This window comes from Pseudomonas sp. PvP100 (assembly GCF_017833055.1).
GTDB lineage: Bacteria > Pseudomonadota > Gammaproteobacteria > Pseudomonadales > Pseudomonadaceae > Aquipseudomonas > Aquipseudomonas syringae.
Genome location: NZ_JAFIBO010000001.1, coordinates 4,749,736 through 4,765,955, shown reverse-complemented (window position 1 = coordinate 4,765,955; position 16,220 = coordinate 4,749,736). Strand labels below are relative to the sequence as shown.

General features: G+C 60.4%; 20 protein-coding genes. 10 read left to right on the top strand and 10 right to left on the bottom strand.

Features of this window, described 5'->3' with window-relative positions; translation table 11 throughout:
* The first annotated feature begins 281 nt into the window (after nt 1–281).
* Entirely contained in the window at nt 282–1,589 is a 1,308-nt protein-coding gene (locus JOE39_RS20585; protein ID WP_003313973.1) for a CitMHS family transporter, read from the top strand.
* Nucleotides 1,590–1,658: 69 nt separating this feature from the next.
* Here the strand turns inward: JOE39_RS20585 and JOE39_RS20580 are convergent, their stop codons facing one another.
* Entirely contained in the window at nt 1,659–3,152 is a 1,494-nt protein-coding gene (locus tag JOE39_RS20580) for a YifB family Mg chelatase-like AAA ATPase (RefSeq protein ID WP_003413980.1), read from the bottom strand.
* Between the two features lie 178 nt (nt 3,153–3,330).
* Between JOE39_RS20580 and JOE39_RS20575 the strand changes: the two genes are divergently transcribed.
* Entirely contained in the window at nt 3,331–3,873 is a 543-nt protein-coding gene (locus JOE39_RS20575) for a GNAT family N-acetyltransferase (protein ID WP_210078332.1), read from the top strand.
* 13 nt (nt 3,874–3,886) lie between these two features.
* Here the strand turns inward: JOE39_RS20575 and JOE39_RS20570 are convergent, their stop codons facing one another.
* The gene (locus tag JOE39_RS20570) at nt 3,887–4,621 is read right to left on the bottom strand and encodes an SDR family oxidoreductase (RefSeq protein WP_210078334.1); all 735 of its coding nucleotides are present in this window, start codon (nt 4,619–4,621) and stop codon (nt 3,887–3,889) included.
* A gap of 234 nt (nt 4,622–4,855) precedes the next feature.
* Between JOE39_RS20570 and JOE39_RS20565 the strand changes: the two genes are divergently transcribed.
* Entirely contained in the window at nt 4,856–5,773 is a 918-nt protein-coding gene (locus JOE39_RS20565) for an AraC family transcriptional regulator (protein WP_210078336.1), read from the top strand.
* A gap of 15 nt (nt 5,774–5,788) precedes the next feature.
* Here JOE39_RS20565 and JOE39_RS20560 read toward each other — a convergent pair whose 3' ends face one another.
* On the bottom strand, nt 5,789–6,406 hold the full coding sequence (locus JOE39_RS20560; protein ID WP_010408659.1) for a hypothetical protein: 618 nt from the start codon (nt 6,404–6,406) through the stop codon (nt 5,789–5,791).
* A gap of 242 nt (nt 6,407–6,648) precedes the next feature.
* Nucleotides 6,649–6,924 (bottom strand): accessory factor UbiK family protein, encoded by a 276-nt coding sequence (locus JOE39_RS20555; RefSeq protein WP_010408657.1) that lies wholly within the window; start codon nt 6,922–6,924, stop codon nt 6,649–6,651.
* 417 nt (nt 6,925–7,341) lie between these two features.
* On the opposite strand from JOE39_RS20555, the gene glnK reads away from it, so the two are divergent.
* From glnK to sutA, 4 genes are all read left to right on the top strand, one after another.
* Nucleotides 7,342–7,680, top strand: a complete 339-nt coding sequence (gene glnK / locus JOE39_RS20550; RefSeq protein WP_002555808.1) for a P-II family nitrogen regulator — start codon at nt 7,342–7,344, stop codon at nt 7,678–7,680.
* A gap of 33 nt (nt 7,681–7,713) precedes the next feature.
* The gene (locus JOE39_RS20545; RefSeq protein WP_010408534.1) at nt 7,714–9,051 is read left to right on the top strand and encodes an ammonium transporter; all 1,338 of its coding nucleotides are present in this window, start codon (nt 7,714–7,716) and stop codon (nt 9,049–9,051) included.
* A gap of 241 nt (nt 9,052–9,292) precedes the next feature.
* Nucleotides 9,293–9,718 (top strand): secondary thiamine-phosphate synthase enzyme YjbQ, encoded by a 426-nt coding sequence (locus tag JOE39_RS20540; RefSeq protein ID WP_003425839.1) that lies wholly within the window; start codon nt 9,293–9,295, stop codon nt 9,716–9,718.
* Between the two features lie 98 nt (nt 9,719–9,816).
* Nucleotides 9,817–10,143, top strand: coding sequence for a transcriptional regulator SutA (gene sutA / locus JOE39_RS20535; RefSeq protein WP_003425837.1), 327 nt, complete (start codon nt 9,817–9,819; stop codon nt 10,141–10,143).
* Nucleotides 10,144–10,213: 70 nt separating this feature from the next.
* Here the strand turns inward: sutA and JOE39_RS20530 are convergent, their stop codons facing one another.
* Genes JOE39_RS20530 through JOE39_RS20505 form a run of 6 tightly spaced genes read right to left on the bottom strand, consistent with a single transcriptional unit; the run spans nt 10,214 to nt 14,788 of the window.
* On the bottom strand, nt 10,214–10,906 hold the full coding sequence (locus JOE39_RS20530; RefSeq protein WP_004403714.1) for an HAD family hydrolase: 693 nt from the start codon (nt 10,904–10,906) through the stop codon (nt 10,214–10,216).
* The gene (gene xerC / locus JOE39_RS20525) at nt 10,899–11,798 is read right to left on the bottom strand and encodes a tyrosine recombinase XerC (protein WP_003318087.1); all 900 of its coding nucleotides are present in this window, start codon (nt 11,796–11,798) and stop codon (nt 10,899–10,901) included. Before xerC ends, JOE39_RS20530 begins: the two co-directional genes overlap by 8 nt.
* A 2-nt stretch (nt 11,799–11,800) precedes the next feature.
* Nucleotides 11,801–12,535 carry a DUF484 family protein gene (locus JOE39_RS20520; RefSeq protein WP_004403712.1) on the bottom strand — a complete coding sequence of 245 codons (735 nt, stop codon included), beginning with the start codon at nt 12,533–12,535 and terminating at the stop codon, nt 11,801–11,803.
* Nucleotides 12,536–12,548: 13 nt separating this feature from the next.
* A complete protein-coding gene (dapF, locus tag JOE39_RS20515; protein WP_003437351.1) occupies nt 12,549–13,379 on the bottom strand; it encodes a diaminopimelate epimerase in 831 nt (276 codons plus the stop codon).
* 5 nt (nt 13,380–13,384) lie between these two features.
* Nucleotides 13,385–14,632, bottom strand: a complete 1,248-nt coding sequence (gene lysA, locus JOE39_RS20510; protein ID WP_032658795.1) for a diaminopimelate decarboxylase — start codon at nt 14,630–14,632, stop codon at nt 13,385–13,387.
* A gap of 9 nt (nt 14,633–14,641) precedes the next feature.
* Nucleotides 14,642–14,788, bottom strand: a complete 147-nt coding sequence (locus JOE39_RS20505; RefSeq protein WP_002555817.1) for a lipoprotein — start codon at nt 14,786–14,788, stop codon at nt 14,642–14,644.
* Nucleotides 14,789–15,026: 238 nt separating this feature from the next.
* Between JOE39_RS20505 and cyaY the strand changes: the two genes are divergently transcribed.
* The 3 genes from cyaY (at nt 15,027) to rnk (ending at nt 16,140) form a co-directional block, all read left to right on the top strand.
* Nucleotides 15,027–15,359, top strand: a complete 333-nt coding sequence (gene cyaY, locus JOE39_RS20500; protein ID WP_003408323.1) for an iron donor protein CyaY — start codon at nt 15,027–15,029, stop codon at nt 15,357–15,359.
* 2 nt (nt 15,360–15,361) lie between these two features.
* The gene (locus tag JOE39_RS20495) at nt 15,362–15,598 is read left to right on the top strand and encodes a DUF1289 domain-containing protein (protein ID WP_003318094.1); all 237 of its coding nucleotides are present in this window, start codon (nt 15,362–15,364) and stop codon (nt 15,596–15,598) included.
* A 134-nt stretch (nt 15,599–15,732) separates the two neighbouring features.
* Complete coding sequence (gene rnk / locus JOE39_RS20490) at nt 15,733–16,140, top strand: nucleoside diphosphate kinase regulator (protein ID WP_003344485.1); 408 nt, start codon at nt 15,733–15,735, stop codon at nt 16,138–16,140.
* Nucleotides 16,141–16,220 lie beyond the last annotated feature (80 nt).

Below are 16,220 nucleotides of genomic sequence, written 5' to 3'. Positions count from 1 at the left end.
TCATGCCCACAACCCCAGCGACAATAAAATTCCCGCAACTGCCGAATGAAAGGTCGGTGAAAGCTTGGCCAATTAGCATCAGCCCACTTCCGGCAAAAAGACCGGTTAGCCAGGAACGGACTCCGCGGTGTTTCAGGCCCAATTAACAACAATAATGGTGACTCCGATGCTTGCTGACTTCTCGCTCCACACTCTCCTTGCGCCCCCACTCCACGTACCGATCTGCTGAGCTGACTCGTTCATTTCGCGTTCTGTAGCCGTATTACGTCTGGAGTATTCCCATGCTGACTTTCCTTGGCTTTGCCATGGTTATTGCGTTCATGTACCTGATCATGAGCAAGCGCCTGACTGCGCTGATCGCCCTGATTCTGGTTCCGATCATCTTCGCCCTGTTCGGTGGCTTCGCGTCGCAGATCGGCCCGATGATGCTGGCAGGTATCACCAAGCTGGCGCCGACCGGCGTGATGCTGATGTTCGCCATTCTGTACTTTGCGCTGATGATCGACTCCGGTCTGTTCGACCCGGCCGTGCGCAAGATCCTGAAAATGGTCAAGGGCGACCCGATGCGCATTTCGGTCGGCACCGCCGTACTGGCGCTGGTGGTGTCCCTCGACGGTGACGGCGCGACCACCTACATGATCTGCGTCGCCGCCATGCTGCCGCTGTACAGCCGCATCGGCATGAGCCCGCGCATCATGGCCGGCCTGATCATTCTGGCCGGCGGCGTGATGAACATGACCCCCTGGGGCGGCCCGACCGCTCGTGCGGCCAGCGCCCTGCACGTCGATGCCTCCGACATCTTCGTGCCGATGATCCCGGCCATGCTGGCAGGTGTGATCGCGATCCTGGCGATTGCCTACTTCTACGGCAAACGCGAACGTGCCCGCCTGGGTGAACTGCACCTGCAGGGTGATGAAGTCGACCACAGCGAAATCAGCGTCTCGCAATTCCCTGACGCGCGCCGTCCAAAGCTGATCTGGTTCAACGCTGCCCTGACCCTGACCCTGATGGTCGCCCTGATCATGGGCCTGCTGCCCCTGCCGGTCCTGTTCATGATCGCGTTCAGTATCGCGATGATCATCAACTACCCGAACCTGCAGGACCAGAAGGATCGCGTATCGGCCCACGCCGGTAGCGTACTGGCGGTGGTCGGCCTGATCTTCGCTGCGGGCATCTTCACCGGCATCCTGTCCGGCACCGGCATGGTCGACGCGATGTCGAAAAGCCTGCTGGCCGTGATCCCGGATGCGCTGGGCCCGTACCTCGCCGTGATCACCGCGCTGGTGAGCATGCCGTTCACCTTCTTCATGTCCAACGACGCGTTCTACTACGGCGTACTACCAGTGCTGTCCGAAGCCGCTGCTCACTACGGCATCAGCCCGGTGGAAATGGCCCGCGCCTCGATCGTCGGTCAGCCGGTCCACCTGCTCAGCCCGTTGGTGCCTTCGACCTACCTGCTGGTGGCACTGGCCGGTATCGAGTTCGGCGACCACCAGCGCTTCACCCTGAAATGGGCGATTCTGGTGTGCATGTGCATCCTGGTTGCCGCGCTGCTGATGGGGATCTTCCCGTTCTATAGCAGCATGTAAGCGTCTTTAGCTGTCCCAAAACTCGCCGTCGACTTGATCGTTGACGGCGAGTTTTTGCGTTTGCGGCCATCAATTGGTTGAAGGCCGATACTGCAAGGCCTCCGCCAGATGACTGCGGTTGATCGCGTCCACCTGCTCCAGATCAGCCAACGTCCGCGCCACCTTCAGCAATCGATGCGCCGAGCGCAACGACAGGGTCAGACGCTCACACGCCGTCTCCAACCAGCTTTCGTCAACACTGGACAGCGCGCAATACTCGCGCAGCCCCGGCAGATCGAGAAACGCATTGGCACAGCCCTGACGACGTTGCTGACGGTCTCTCGCCTCAGCGACCACGGCTGCGGCACTGGCAGTGTTTTCACTGGTGGTCGGGTCAGGGTTGAGGGCGGTGGCTTCCCGAGCGACGGTCAGGTGCAGGTCGATCCGGTCCAGCAGCGGGCCGGACAACTTGTTGCGATAGCGCTGCACCTGCTCGGTGGAACAACGGCAGCGCCCGGTCGGCTCGCCTAGATAGCCACAGGGACACGGGTTCATCGCTGCCACCAACTGGAACCGCGCCGGAAAGCGCACGCGATCCCGCGCCCGGGAAATCACGATATGCCCGGACTCCAGCGGCTCGCGCAAAACCTCCAGCACGCGGCGATCAAACTCCGGCAGCTCATCAAGGAATAGAACACCGTGATGCGCCAACGTGATCTCGCCAGGTTGCGGACGACTGCCACCGCCCACCAACGCCGGCCCGGACGCCGAGTGATGCGGCTGGCGAAACGGCCGCTGCGGCCAACTGGTCAGTGGCACCTGGCTGGCGACCGACTGAATCGCTGCCACTTCAAGCGCTTCATGCTCGTCCAGCGGCGGCAACAAACCCGGCAGGCGGCTGGCGAGCAGCGTCTTGCCGGTGCCGGGCGGCCCGCTGAACAGCAGGTTATGCGCCCCCGCCGCGGCAATCACCAAGGCACGCTTCGCGGCGGTCTGGCCCTGCACTTCGCTAAGGTCCGGATACGGCTTGGGCTGATGCAGCAGACCGCTGGACTGATACGGCGCAATCACCGTACGGCCGTTGAAATGCGCGACCAGCTCCAGCAAGTGACTCACCGCAATCACCCGCAGCCCCGACGCCAGGCACGCTTCCTCGGCGTTCACCGCCGGGATGATCAGCGTCCGCTCCGCAGCACGCGCCGCGAGCGCAGCAGGCAGCACACCCTGAATCGGCCGAATCGCCCCCGACAGCGCCAACTCGCCCAGGCATTCAACATCCTGCAGCGCAACCAGCGGCACCTGCCCGCTAGCGGCCAGTAAACCCAACGCAATCGCCAGATCGAACCGCCCGCCATCCTTGGGCAAATCAGCCGGCGCAAGGTTGAGCGTGATCCGCCGCGCCGGAAAATCCAGCCCGGAATTGAGAATGGCACTGCGCACCCGGTCCTTGCTCTCCTTGACAGCGCCTTCCGGCAACCCCACCAGCGTCAGGGCCGGCAGGCCGTTGGCCAGGTGCGCTTCAACAGTAACCGCCGGGGCTTCCACCCCGACCTGGGCACGACTATGGACGATAGCCAGCGACATGGATCATTCCTTGATATGAGCGATGGGCGGGTATCGTGCTTTATTTACGGGGTGGGGGTGAGGGGGGAATGGATACAGGGTGTGAGTGGGGCGAGAACGACGGATATATATTTTGGTTGCGTAGAAATGCCATAAACATTGCTTTAAATGCTGAAACAAACCAAGCAGGAGCATTGATATGAGCATCCGCCTTGCCCTTCCCGAGGACTCGCTGCAAATAGCGACGATTCATCTGGAGTCATGGAGAAGTGCCTATGAGGGCATCATTCCCTCCGCCTATATCAATCGGATAACGCTTGAGGCGAGGCTGTCCCACTGGACTAAGGAGATCGCTTCGGGCGAATCGGACCTGTACGTCAAAGTCGACAGGTTAGATCGGGTCTTGGGCTGGATGGCAACCGGGGCTGACAGGGAACATCCCGAAGACCGCGGCGTCGCGGAAGTACAGGCCATCTATGTCAGCCCAGCGCACACACGCCAAGGCGTTGGGCGAGAGCTGTTCGACCATGTGATGCCTCTCTTTCAATCCGCTGGCCGCACCAGAGTTGTCGTCTGGGTGCTGGAGAGCAATACCCCTGCCATCGATTTCTACCATCAACGAGGGTTCGCAAAAGAGCCGATCGAAACCAAGACGATCGAACGAGACAATGCCAGGTTGGTCGAGATCAAGCTTGAACAGCTCATCACGACACCGTCCTCAACGGTGCCCTGCTCACCTTAGTCAAGCCTGCAGCTCAATAAGCACTCCCCGTAGGCCGCACCACAATCTCGCTCACATCCACCCCATCCGGCTGCTCGATCGCGTAAACAAGCGCACGTGCGATCGCATCCGGCTCCAGCGCAACCTTTCTAAACGCTTTCATCGCCTCGCGCGCGGTCTCGTCGGAAATCGAGTCGGCCAGTTCTGATTCGACCACGCCGGGGCAGACGACGGTGACGCGGATTTTGTCGGTTTCCTGTCGAAGGCCATCGGAGATGGCGCGAACAGCGAATTTGGTGGCGCAGTACACTGCGGCGGTCGGGGAAACGGCGAGGCCGCCGATGGACGAGATGTTGATGATCTGGCCATGCCCTTGCGCTTGCATGCTCGGCAGCACGGCGGCGATGCCGTGCAGTACGCCGCGCACGTTGACGTCGAGCATCTGGTTCCACTCTGCGATGTTCAGCGCGGCGAGCGGCGACAGGGGCATGACGCCGGCGTTGTTGATGATCACGTCGATCTTGCCGAACGCGTGTTTGGCGAAGTCGGCAAAGGCTTGCATGTCGAGCGCATCGGTCACGTCCAGCGCGCGGAAGCGTGCCGAGCCGCCCTGCGCTTCGATGTCTGCCGCCAGCATCTCCAGACGCTCGATGCGCCGAGCGCCCAGCACCACGTGTGCGCCCTTGGCGGCGATGAGTCGGGCGGCAGCTTCGCCAATGCCGCTGCTGGCACCTGTGATCAGTACAACCTTGCCTTGAATGTTCGACATGACTGGCTTTCCTCGTGAAGTCATCGTGGCTCAGCTTCAGCGCGGGGCTCAAACTGATTGCGATGGCCATGCTACGAGTCGCTCATCACTGTGCGCATGCCGATACCTGCGCGACACTTGCCTATTCCTGTCTGTGGGTCTGCCTTACGCTGAATCGCTGCACAATGGCCGCTATGATGGCGTTCGATGCAAAGGAAAGGCGTGCAGCAACACTGACTTGGGACGGGGTTATTCGTGGATACACACAATGCTGCGAGCGCTCCGGGCACCAATGTTTGCCGGGCTGAAATCATCCAGTTGCTGACGCAGCGCTTTGCGGCACCCGGTGTTTATGAAACCGCTATTGCGCCGCTGCACGTTATCCGCTGCGATGCACCGTCCGAGCTGATTCATGCGCTGCATCGGCCAGCCCTTTGCGTGATCGTTCAAGGTCGCAAGGAGGTTGCGCTGGGCGATGAGCAATATGTGTACGACCCGCTCAAGTACCTGATCGTCGCGGTGACTGTGCCGGTCGCCGGGCGCGTGCTGGAAGCGAGTGGCGAGGCGCCCTACCTGTGCATTCGTCTGGATTTCGAGCCTGCGCACATTGCCCAGCTCATTGCGGAAGCGCCATTGAACGGCGTTCCGGACGAGCCGCAGCGGGGCCTGTTTCTTGAGCCTATGGATCAGCCATTGCTGGAGACGATGTTGAGGCTGGTGCGCCTGCTCGACACGCCTCGCGACATCGGCATGCTCGCGCCCCTTGCACTTCGGGAGCTCTACTATCGGCTGCTGCGCGGTAACAATGGGCGGCGACTCTACGAAATCGCGGTTGGGGATTCGCAGACGCATCGCGTCACGCGGGCGGTCGACTGGCTGAACAGTCATTACACCGAGCCGCTGCGCATCGACGAGCTGGCGCGTCTGGCCAACCTCGGCAATTCGACGCTGCACCACCGATTCAAGGCGCTGACCGCCATGAGCCCGTTGCAGTACCAGAAAAAGCTGCGCCTGCAAGAGGCTCGACGACTGATCATCAATGAAGGCCTGGACGCCTCCAGCGCCTGCTATCGCGTCGGCTATGAAAGCCCTTCGCAGTTCAGCAGGGAGTACAGCCGCCAGTTTGGCTGCCCGCCCTCGACAGATCTCAGCCGAGTGCGGCAGATTGGCTGACCTCCCCGTCTGATATCAGCGACCGGGCGCGGCCAACCGCGCATATTGGTCCTGACTGATCCACCCGGTAAACGAGCGATCATCGGCATTGATGAACTCGACCTGAGCCGCGCCATCCTTGAATGCCAGAACCCCGACAACGTCATCCTTGACGATATAGGCGCCTCGGGTGGCTTTGGCATTCGGTGTTTTTTGCAGCCAGGCCTTGTCCGCCGTGACGGTCACCAGACCGACCCACTGCTTGCTGGCGGTCCGGGTCAGATCCATGCCGGTGGCGATGTCCGGCGCCATCACGTTCATGCAGCCGGGGTGCTGCCGGCCTTGCTCGATCGTCAGCACCACGCCATCAGCCGAGGCCTTTAGTGTTCCTGGGTAGACGTCATCAAGCCAGGACGACACCGCTGCGCCCTTCCCGGCCTCGACCTTGCCTTGCAGATAGAACGCACAGCTGAATGCCTCGCCGCGCGTCTCCGAGTAATAACCCTCGACCTGATGCTCGGGCGTTACGGCCAGCATCAACTGCTCGTACTTGCCGGAATGCAGTGCCGTGTCCTGAGCGAAAACCGACGTGCCGACACACAACCACAAGGTTGCGGCCAGCGAGCAGTGAGTAAGGGGACGTTTGTCAGTCATGCTTCCATCCATAGAACGTTCGAATAGCCGGGAGGAGTGGCCAGTCCATGACTGGCGCGCCGAGACGTTAGCGTATTTCGGCGCGCAACTGTATCACTGAAGTCCGGAGCGATTCATGGCTGCGACGCGAAGGCCAGTACACGTTTGAGCATCTCGCTTCGCGAGCAGGTCAGGTGTCTGGCCGGCTGTGCATGACAACGTTCAGCACTACAGCGCACTGAAAGCAAAACAAAGGAAAGCCCTTATTCGGCTTTTTCAGCCCCTGCGGCCCCACCAGCCTTCTCTTCCAGCTCGACCATCTTGGCCTCCAGCGCTTCGAGGCGCGCGCGGGTGCGGGCGAGGACGGCCATCTGGCTGTCGAACTCTTCACGGCTGACCAGATCCAGTTTGCTGAAGCCGCTTTGCAGCAGGGCCTTGAACTGGGTTTCGAATTCGCTGCGCGGTACAGGCGTTTCGCCATTGAACAGGCGAGAGGCGTGGCCGCTGAGAGCGTCAAGAAAGGCTTTGGGCGCGAGCATGGTTATTTTCCTGAATCAGAGGCCGGCAGTGTAACACGCAGTGTCTATAGTCAATCCCAGGTGCGCAATGCACGCTTATGGAGCGCAGTGACGGGCACATGAGCACCATTGCTGTGCATTAGCTCCATGATGGACCCTGCAAGGTTATGCAAAACCGGCCCAAGGGCCTGTATTCAATGAATATTCGCGAGGTGGCAAGCTTTCTGCTTAGTGGCTTATGACCCATGCACTGATGCAGTCGCTGTGACGAATGCAGTGCGGCAGGCGGAGCGGGGAAGTGTTTCGTCAGAAGCGGTTTTCTGGAGTTGGCCTGGCCTGATCAGGCGGCCAGCACGTTACAAAGCCAGACACTGCGCTTAGACTTGAGTCGGGTTTGTTTTCCTGGGGCAAGTCCACCAAATTCGGGAGAAAGTTTTCATGAAGCTAGTCACTGCCATCATCAAGCCGTTCAAACTGGATGACGTTCGCGAGTCGTTATCTGAAATCGGCGTGCAGGGCATCACCGTCACTGAAGTCAAAGGCTTCGGGCGTCAGAAGGGTCACACTGAGCTTTATCGCGGTGCTGAATACGTCGTCGACTTCCTTCCCAAAGTGAAGATCGATGTCGCCATCGATGACAAGGATCTGGATCGTGTCATCGAAGCCATAACCAAGGCCGCCAACACTGGCAAGATCGGTGACGGCAAGATTTTCGTGGTCAATCTGGAACAGGCCATTCGCATCCGTACCGGCGAGACCGATACAGACGCTATTTAAGCCGCCAAACCCAACGCCCCAGGAGAAAACAATATGACTCTGCGTCAATTCGCAGGGCTCGGTGCCCTGTTGTCCCTCGCATTACCTGGTCTTGCCCTGGCGGCTGATCCAGTGGCCGAGCCGGTGCTGAACTCTGGCGACACTGCATGGATGCTGACCTCGACCGCTCTGGTCCTGTTCATGACCATCCCCGGTCTCGCGCTGTTCTACGGCGGTATGGTTCGCTCCAAGAACATTCTGTCGGTGATGATGCAGTGTTTCGCCATCACCGGTCTGATCAGCATCCTGTGGGTCGTCTACGGCTACAGCATTGCGTTTGACACAACCGGTATGGAAGCGGGCATCGTCAACTTCAATTCCTTCTTTGGCGGTATGGGTAAAGCGTTCCTGGCAGGCATCACGCCGGCAAGCATTACCGGTCCTGCTGCGTTGTTCCCTGAGGCGGTGTTCGTCACCTTCCAGATGACCTTCGCGATCATCACCCCTGCCCTGATTGTCGGCGCTTTCGCAGAACGCATGAAGTTTTCCGCGATGCTGGTGTTCATGGGCATCTGGTTCACTCTGGTCTACGCGCCAATCGCCCACATGGTCTGGGGCGGCGTCGGTGGTTTGCTGTGGGACTGGGGCGTTCTGGACTTCGCTGGCGGTACCGTCGTACATATCAACGCCGGTGTAGCCGGTCTGGTAGCGTGCCTGGTACTGGGCAAGCGCAAAGGTTTCCCGACCACGCCGATGGCGCCGCACAACCTGGGTTACACCCTGATCGGCGCCGCGATGCTCTGGGTCGGCTGGTTCGGCTTCAACGCAGGCTCGGCAGCTGCGGCCAACGGTACTGCCGGTATGGCTATGCTGGTCACTCAAATCGCTACCGCGGCCGCCGCACTGGGCTGGATGTTCGCCGAGTGGCTGACTCACGGTAAGCCAAGTGCTCTGGGTATTGCCTCTGGTGTGGTTGCCGGCCTGGTTGCCGTTACCCCTGCGGCCGGTACCGTCGGCCCGATGGGCGCGCTGATCATCGGTCTGGCAGCGGGCGTGATCTGCTTCTTCTGCGCGACCAGCCTCAAGCGCAAGCTGGGCTACGATGACTCCCTGGATGCGTTCGGCGTTCACGGCATCGGCGGTATCGTCGGCGCGATCCTGACCGGTGTGTTCGCAGCACCTGCACTGGGCGGCTTCGGCACCGTGACTGACATCGGTGCTCAGGTCTGGATTCAGTTCAAGGGCGTCGCGTTCACCGTTGTCTACACCGCAATCGTGACCTTCATCATCCTCAAGGTGCTGGATGCGGTCATGGGTCTGCGCGTCACCGACGAGGAAGAGTCTGTCGGTCTGGACCTCGCTCAACACAACGAGCGTGGCTACAACTTGTAAGCTTTGGCCTACGCAAAAAAGAATGCCCGGTCTCCGGGCATTTTTTTGTCTGACGTTTGTGGATATACCGCCGCTTTTTGCTGTCATTGATCTTGCCCGTGTCAATGATTTCGGCACCGTGACGCAGCGCAGGTAACGAGGTTGCGGCAGTCTTCGTCAACTTGCAGGGAAGCCGGTTTATTGCGCGCTTTGCTTTTTTCTCAGTCGAGTTAGAATGCGCGCCGAAGGTGCGGAGAACGGTATGTGGCATCAATCCAGGATTGCCTTGCGGGCCAGGCCCCGCGGGTTCCATCTGGTGACTGACGAGATAGTCGCGGGGTTGCCCCCGTTGCGCGGTTGTCGTGTCGGGCTTCTGCATGTATGGCTGCAACATACCTCGGCTTCGTTGACCGTCAACGAGAATGCCGATCCGGCGGTACGTCGCGACTTTGAGCGTTTTTTCAACCGTCTGGTGCCCCAGGGCGCGGACGGCTACGAACATGACGACGAAGGCCCTGATGACTTGCCAGCGCATTTCAAGGCCAGTCTGCTGGGCTGCCAGTTGCTATTGCCGGTTACGGCAGGGCGACTGGCGCTGGGCACCTGGCAAGGTATTTACCTGGGCGAACACCGAGACGCTGGTGGGTCTCGTAACGTCCTTGCCACCCTTCAGGGTGAGTGGACATAACCGCTGAAGTCAGCGGTTGTTGAATTTTTCCGGTTGCCTTAGCAATTTTGGGCGATTGGGCTATAACTAATCAGCTTTCGCAAGTCATGAGGTAGAACATGAGCGACGACGACGATATTAAGGACGATCTGGAAGACGACCTGGAAGGCGAAGAGGACGGTGAGGAGCTTGCAGCTGCTTCCGGAGACGACCCGGTCGAAGCAGACGATGACGTTCCGGCACCTGCCGCAAAAGGCAAAGCCAAGGCTGCAGTCTCGGTCGATGAGCTGCCTAGCGTGGAAGCCAAGAACAAGGAGCGTGATGCTCTGGCACGTGCCATGGAAGAATTCCTGGCGCGTGGTGGCAAGGTGCAGGAAGTGGAGGCCAACGTGGTCGCCGATCCGCCCAAGAAGCCTGACAACAAATACGGTAGCCGCCCTATCTGAGGCTGCGTGACTGTATGAGGAAAGCCCGCCGTCGCTGCGGGCTTTTCTATGCGCGCTTGTCAGTGCGCTTTCAGGCCCAGCGCGCCAGCACCTCGGGCAGTTGCGACAGGTTATGGATCTCGGCATCCGGAAGTCGATCCGCATCCCAGGCCTTGCCTTGCGGGTTGTACCAGATGGCGCGCATGCCAGCCTGCTGGGCACCTGCAATGTCGTCCCTGGGGTGGTCACCGACATGCACCGCCGAACCGGCATCGACCTTTGCCCGGCGCAGCGCCTCCACGAACGGTGCCGGGTCAGGCTTGCCGATGCCCAGGTCCTCGGCGCACAGCGCGAAGGCAAAGTAGTCCGCCAGCCCCAGACGACGCACATCGGCATTGCCATTGGTAATCACGCCCAGCGTGAAGGTCTTGGCGAGAATCTCCAGCATCGGTTGCACCTCAGGGAAAATCTGCACCTGATGACGGCCCTGCAGAAACACTTCAAAGCCCCGGTCGGCCAGATCCTGCGCCTCTTCCGGGTCGTAGCCGGCATCTTCGAGTGCATGAAACAGTACGCGGCGGCGCAAGGCGCTGATGCGGTGCTTGAAGGACGGGTCTTCGGCCACCAGACGCGAGCGGATTTCCCACAGGTGCTCGACAGGAACCGCCCCCAGCCTGGGCGCGTTTTCGCCCAGCCAGTCACGCAGCGTGACTTCGGCACCGGCAATGGCAGGGGCGGTGTCCCAGAGCGTGTCGTCAAGATCAAACGTCACCAGCTTAATCATCTGCAGCTCCTTTACGTTTGGCTCGAGGATGGGCGCTGTCATAAACAGTAGCCAAATGCTGGAAGTCCAGGTGTGTGTATATCTGCGTGGTCTTGATATCCGCATGACCGAGCAGCTCCTGCACGGCGCGCAAGTCCTGTGACGATTCGAGCAGATGGCTGGCGAAGGAGTGCCGCAGCATGTGCGGGTGCAGATTCTGCCCCAGCTCTCGCTCACCGGCTGCCTTGAGTCGCACCTGAATCGCACGCGGGCCAAGACGCTTGCCTTGCTGGCTGACAAATACCGCGTCGTCCTGCGGATGGGTCAGAGCGCGTAATGGCAGCCAGACTTCCAGTGCCTGACGCGCCTTGCTGCCCACAGGCAGTACGCGGGTCTTGCTGCCCTTACCCAGCACCTGCACCAGTCCGTCGCGCAGGTCCAGTTGGTCCAGGTTCAGGCCGGTCAGTTCGGACAGGCGCAACCCCGACGAGTACAGCAGTTCCAGAATGGCTTGGTCGCGGTGCGCCAGAAAATCATCTTCAACGCCGCCGTCCAGCAATTGCGCGGTGCGGTCGGTGTCCAGGGTCTTGGGCAGACGCCGCTCACCCTTGGGCGGTGACAGGCCGTTTGCCGGGTCGTGCTGGCAAATGCCTTCGCGATTGAGGTACTTGTAGAAGCCGCGCACCGCCGACAGCATCCGCGCCAGGCTGCGTGAAGACTGGCCCTGCTGGTGCTGGCGGGCAGTGAAGCTGCGCAGGTGCTGGATATCCAGATCACTCCAGCTCGACAACTGTGCCTTTTGGCAATACGCCAGAACCTTGCCCAGGTCGCGTCGGTAGGCTTCGAGTGTGTGAGGCGACACCTGGCGCTCACTGCGCAGGTGCATGCAGTAGGCGTCCAGATGCTGATCCATGGCTAGCGAACCGAGCGTAATGAGTGGGCGAAGCGCGGCAGCAGGCGACTCAGCACATCGGCGATATAACTGAGGAACAAGGTGCCGACCGAGCTTTTGTAATGCTGCGGATCACGGCTGCCGATGGCCAGCACGCCATGCAGTCCCAGATGATTGAGGCTGGCGATGGCGGTCGAACCGACTTCCTTGCCCTGTTCTGCGCCAAACAGAAACGCCAGTTCATGCTCACGCAGAGCGCCACAGATGATTTTCTCGCCAATCAGGCCGCCGATGGCTTTCTGTGCTTCGGCGCTGCTGACCCAGCGACCCACGGGCATCGGGCTGTCGCTGAACAGGATCAGGCTGACAAAGGGCACCTGGAAGTCTTGACGCAGGCTGTCTTCGACGGCGATGACCAACTCTTCCAGACTGGTCGCATCCATCAATGCGAGGTTCAGGCGGCGGGTCTTTTCGAACAGACGGTCGTTGTCCCGTGCGACGTCCATCAATTGCGACAGGCGATGGCGCATTTCGATATTGCGCTCGCGCAGCAGCTTGAGCTGACGCTCGACCAGCGAAACGGTGTCGCCACGCTGGTGCGGGATGCGCATCGACACCAGCAGCTCGTCGTGCTCGGCGAAGAAGTCCGGGTGCTCGAGCAGGAAGGCGATGACCGCCTCTGCTTCAAGGTCTGGCGCTGCGCTATCGACAGGCGATTCGCAGGGTGTGCCTGTTGAAGCGGGAGGTTGATCGGTCATGGTACTTACTCACTCAAAGACGGACTTGGCCTTCATAGACCCTGACTGCAGGGCCGGTCATCATGACAGAATGTCCCGGCCCAGCCCATTCGATGGATAGGCGCCCTCCGGGCAGGTCGATCAGCAACGGCGAGTCCATCCAGCCCTGACTGATGGCAGCGACAGCCGCCGCACAGGCACCGGTGCCGCACGCCTGGGTTTCCCCGGCACCGCGTTCCCAGACACGCAACTGCGCACGCTGACGGTCCACAACGTGAAGAAAGCCGACGTTGACCCGGGCCGGAAAGCGCGGGTGATGCTCGATCTTCGGCCCCAGTTCATGCACCGGTGCGTTATTGATGTCATCGACCCGCAGCACGGCGTGCGGATTGCCCATGGACACGGCCGCCATTTCGATATTCTGCCCGTCGACGTCAACGGTGTAACTGATGGCCTGTTCCGCTGCTTCGAAGGGTATCTCTTCGGGGACAAACCTTGGCGGTCCCATATCGACGCTGATCTGCCCGTCGCTGCGGATATCCAGTTCGATGATGCCGCTCTTGGTCTCGACGCGGATCTGCTTCTTGGCCGTCAGGCGCTTGTCGAGTACGAAACGGGCAAAGCAGCGTGCACCGTTGCCGCACTGCTCGACTTCGGAGCCGTCGGAATTGAAGATTCGATAGCGAAAGTCCACATCCGGGTTGTTCGGCGCCTCGACCAGCAAAAGCTGATCGAAACCGATACCGGTGTGGCGGTCGCCCCATTGTTTGGCGTGCTTGGGCAAGATATGCGCGTGCTGACTCACAAGGTCCAGGACCATGAAGTCGTTACCCAGCCCGTGCATCTTGGTAAAACGCAGCAGCATGGGGATTACTCCGGCAGCAGGCTTTCGCCAGCGAACAGCTCGGCCACGGTTTCGCGACGACGCACTTCAAAAGCCTGGGAACCGTCGACCAGTACCTCGGCGGCACGGCCACGGGTGTTGTAGTTCGAGCTCATGACGAAGCCATAGGCACCGGCTGAATGAACGGCTAGCAGATCGCCCTCGGCCAGGGCCAGCTCGCGCCCCTTGGCGAGGAAATCGCCGGTCTCGCAGATCGGCCCGACGATATCGTACGCACGAGGTTCGCTGTCACGCGGACGCACCGCTGTGACATCCATCCAGGCCTGATACAGCGCGGGCCGGATCAGATCGTTCATCGCCGCATCGACGATGGCAAAATCCTTGTGATCGGTATGCTTGAGGTATTCGACACGGGTCAGCAACGCGCCTGCGTTGGCGACGATGAAGCGTCCCGGCTCGAACAGCAGCCCCAGGTCGCGACCGGCAAGGCGCTCACGCACGGCCTTGATGTAGTCGGCCGCCAGCGGAGGCTCTTCATCGCGATAACGCACGCCAAGGCCGCCACCCAGGTCGATGTGGTGCAGATGAATGCCGCAATCGCCCAGACGATCGACCAGGGCCAGCAGGCGATCCAGCGCATCAATGAACGGTTCGAGCGTGGTCAGTTGCGAGCCGATATGGCAGTCGACCCCGATCACTTCCAGGTTCGGCAGTTGCGAGGCGCGAATGTACACGTCTTCCGCTGCTGCAATGGCGATGCCGAACTTGTTTTCCTTGAGGCCCGTGGAGATGTAAGGATGAGTGCCTGCATCCACGTCCGGATTGACCCGCAGCGATATCGGCGCACGAACGTTGAGTTCGGCAGCCACTTCCTGCAGGCGCTCGAGCTCGTCGGTGGATTCGACGTTGAAGCAGTGCACGCCGACTTCAAGGGCGCGACGCATGTCTTCGCGGGTCTTGCCGACACCGGAAAACACGATTTTTTCGGCCTTGCCGCCCGCCGCCAGCACACGCTCCAGTTCGCCACGCGAGACGATGTCGAAACCGGCGCCAAGGCGCGCCAGGACATTGAGCACGCCCAGGTTGGAGTTGGCTTTCACGGCGAAGCAGACCATGTGCGGCATGCCGCTCAGCGCATCGGCGTAGGCACGGTATTGCGCTTCGATATGAGCGCGCGAGTAGACATAGGTCGGCGTGCCGAAGCGCTCGGCAATGGCAGACAATGCTACCCCTTCCGCGAACAGCTCACCGTCGCGGTAGTTGAAGGCGTCCATTGGAGTCCCTTAAAGGTGCTTGTGCGATTGCGATTTGGCTTGTTCGTCCGGGGTTTTGGTGTCATCCGGCAGATACAGCGGGCCTTTCTGGCCACAAGCTGTGACAAGACAAGCGACCGCGACAAGCGCAGCAAGCGAAGAGATCAGGCGCTTCATGGCGAAATCCTTTGTAAAAGCATTAATTGCGCCCGAGTATACCGACCACCCGGCACCTTGCCTATGCGAGCAGCGTCCCGTCTGGCGGGCCTTTGGCGCGAAAGCCGCAGCAGAGCTATGGTTGATCGGGATTAAAGTGCTCGTGCATCGTCAATGATGAGTAAGCTTTGCATTTGCCTGGCTGCGTCCGTATCTTGCCCCTCTGCGCTATTTGCAGACACTTACCGAGGTTCCCGCAATGAGTTTGACCGAAGCCCGTTTTCACGACCTCGTCGATGCGACGCAGCAGAATATCGAAGACGTATTCGACGAGAGTGGTCTGGATGTGGACCTGGAAAACTCGGCCGGTGTACTGACGGTCAAGTTTGAAGGCGGCACGCAGCTCATCTTCAGCCGTCAGGAGCCCCTGCGTCAGCTCTGGCTGGCCGCCAGATCAGGTGGTTTTCACTTCGACTACGACGAAGAGAATCAGTGCTGGGCCTGCGACTCCAGTGACGAGCTGCTGAGCGAGATGCTGGAGCGCTTTACCGTCGAGCAAGCCGGCGTCGAACTGGACTTCTCCGAGATCTGATCGTGAGCCAGTCCCCCGTTCGACCGCCCAAGCCGCTTTTCAGCAATGTCAGCCCGGCAGTGGCCTCGCCGTGTATCAGCCTGTGTCGGCTCGATGAGCAGAAGGTTTGCCTGGGGTGCTTCCGTCATGTCGAAGACATCCGCGAATGGCGATCGGCCGATGACGACCGCCGCCGTCAGATTCGCCATGAAGCCGATCAGCGTCGAGCCCGCGCCGAGGTTGACCAGGCCGCAGGCTAAAACCGCGTCGGGTTGTGTATTTACTGCGCTGTGTTAGTGTCAGGCCTTGCCTCTGCAGACAAGAGGCTCGTCAAACCCCGCCAACTGGTGGGGTTTTGTTTTATTCATGGAGAATAAAGGAGTCTGCCCAGACCATGACCACAGCACCTTCGATCATCCTTACCCGACTCGACGTACAGCGTCTTGAGAGTTTTATCGCCAGCCAGGACGAAGACGCGCCGGGTATCCAGGCGTTGCAGGCCGAACTGGACCGCGCCGACCAGGTGGTTGGCCACGACGAAGTGCCTGCGGGCGTTGTGACCATGAATTCGCGTGTGCATTGCCGCGAAGAAGTCAGTGGCAAGGACTACCACCTCAAGCTGGTTTATCCACAGGATGCGGGCGCGGACGGCACCGTCTCGGTCCTGGCGCCAATGGGTTCAGCGCTGCTGGGTCTGCAAATCGGCCAACACATCGACTGGCCTGCACCGGGCGGCAAGACCCTGAAACTGACCTTGCTGGCGGTGGAATATCAGCCGGAAGCGGCGGGCGAGTACGAGTAATAGAAGACGCTACCTCCGCATTCAAGAGCGGACGCAGAGCGTCCGGAACTGCATTCCCACGGAGCGTGAGGAACGACAGG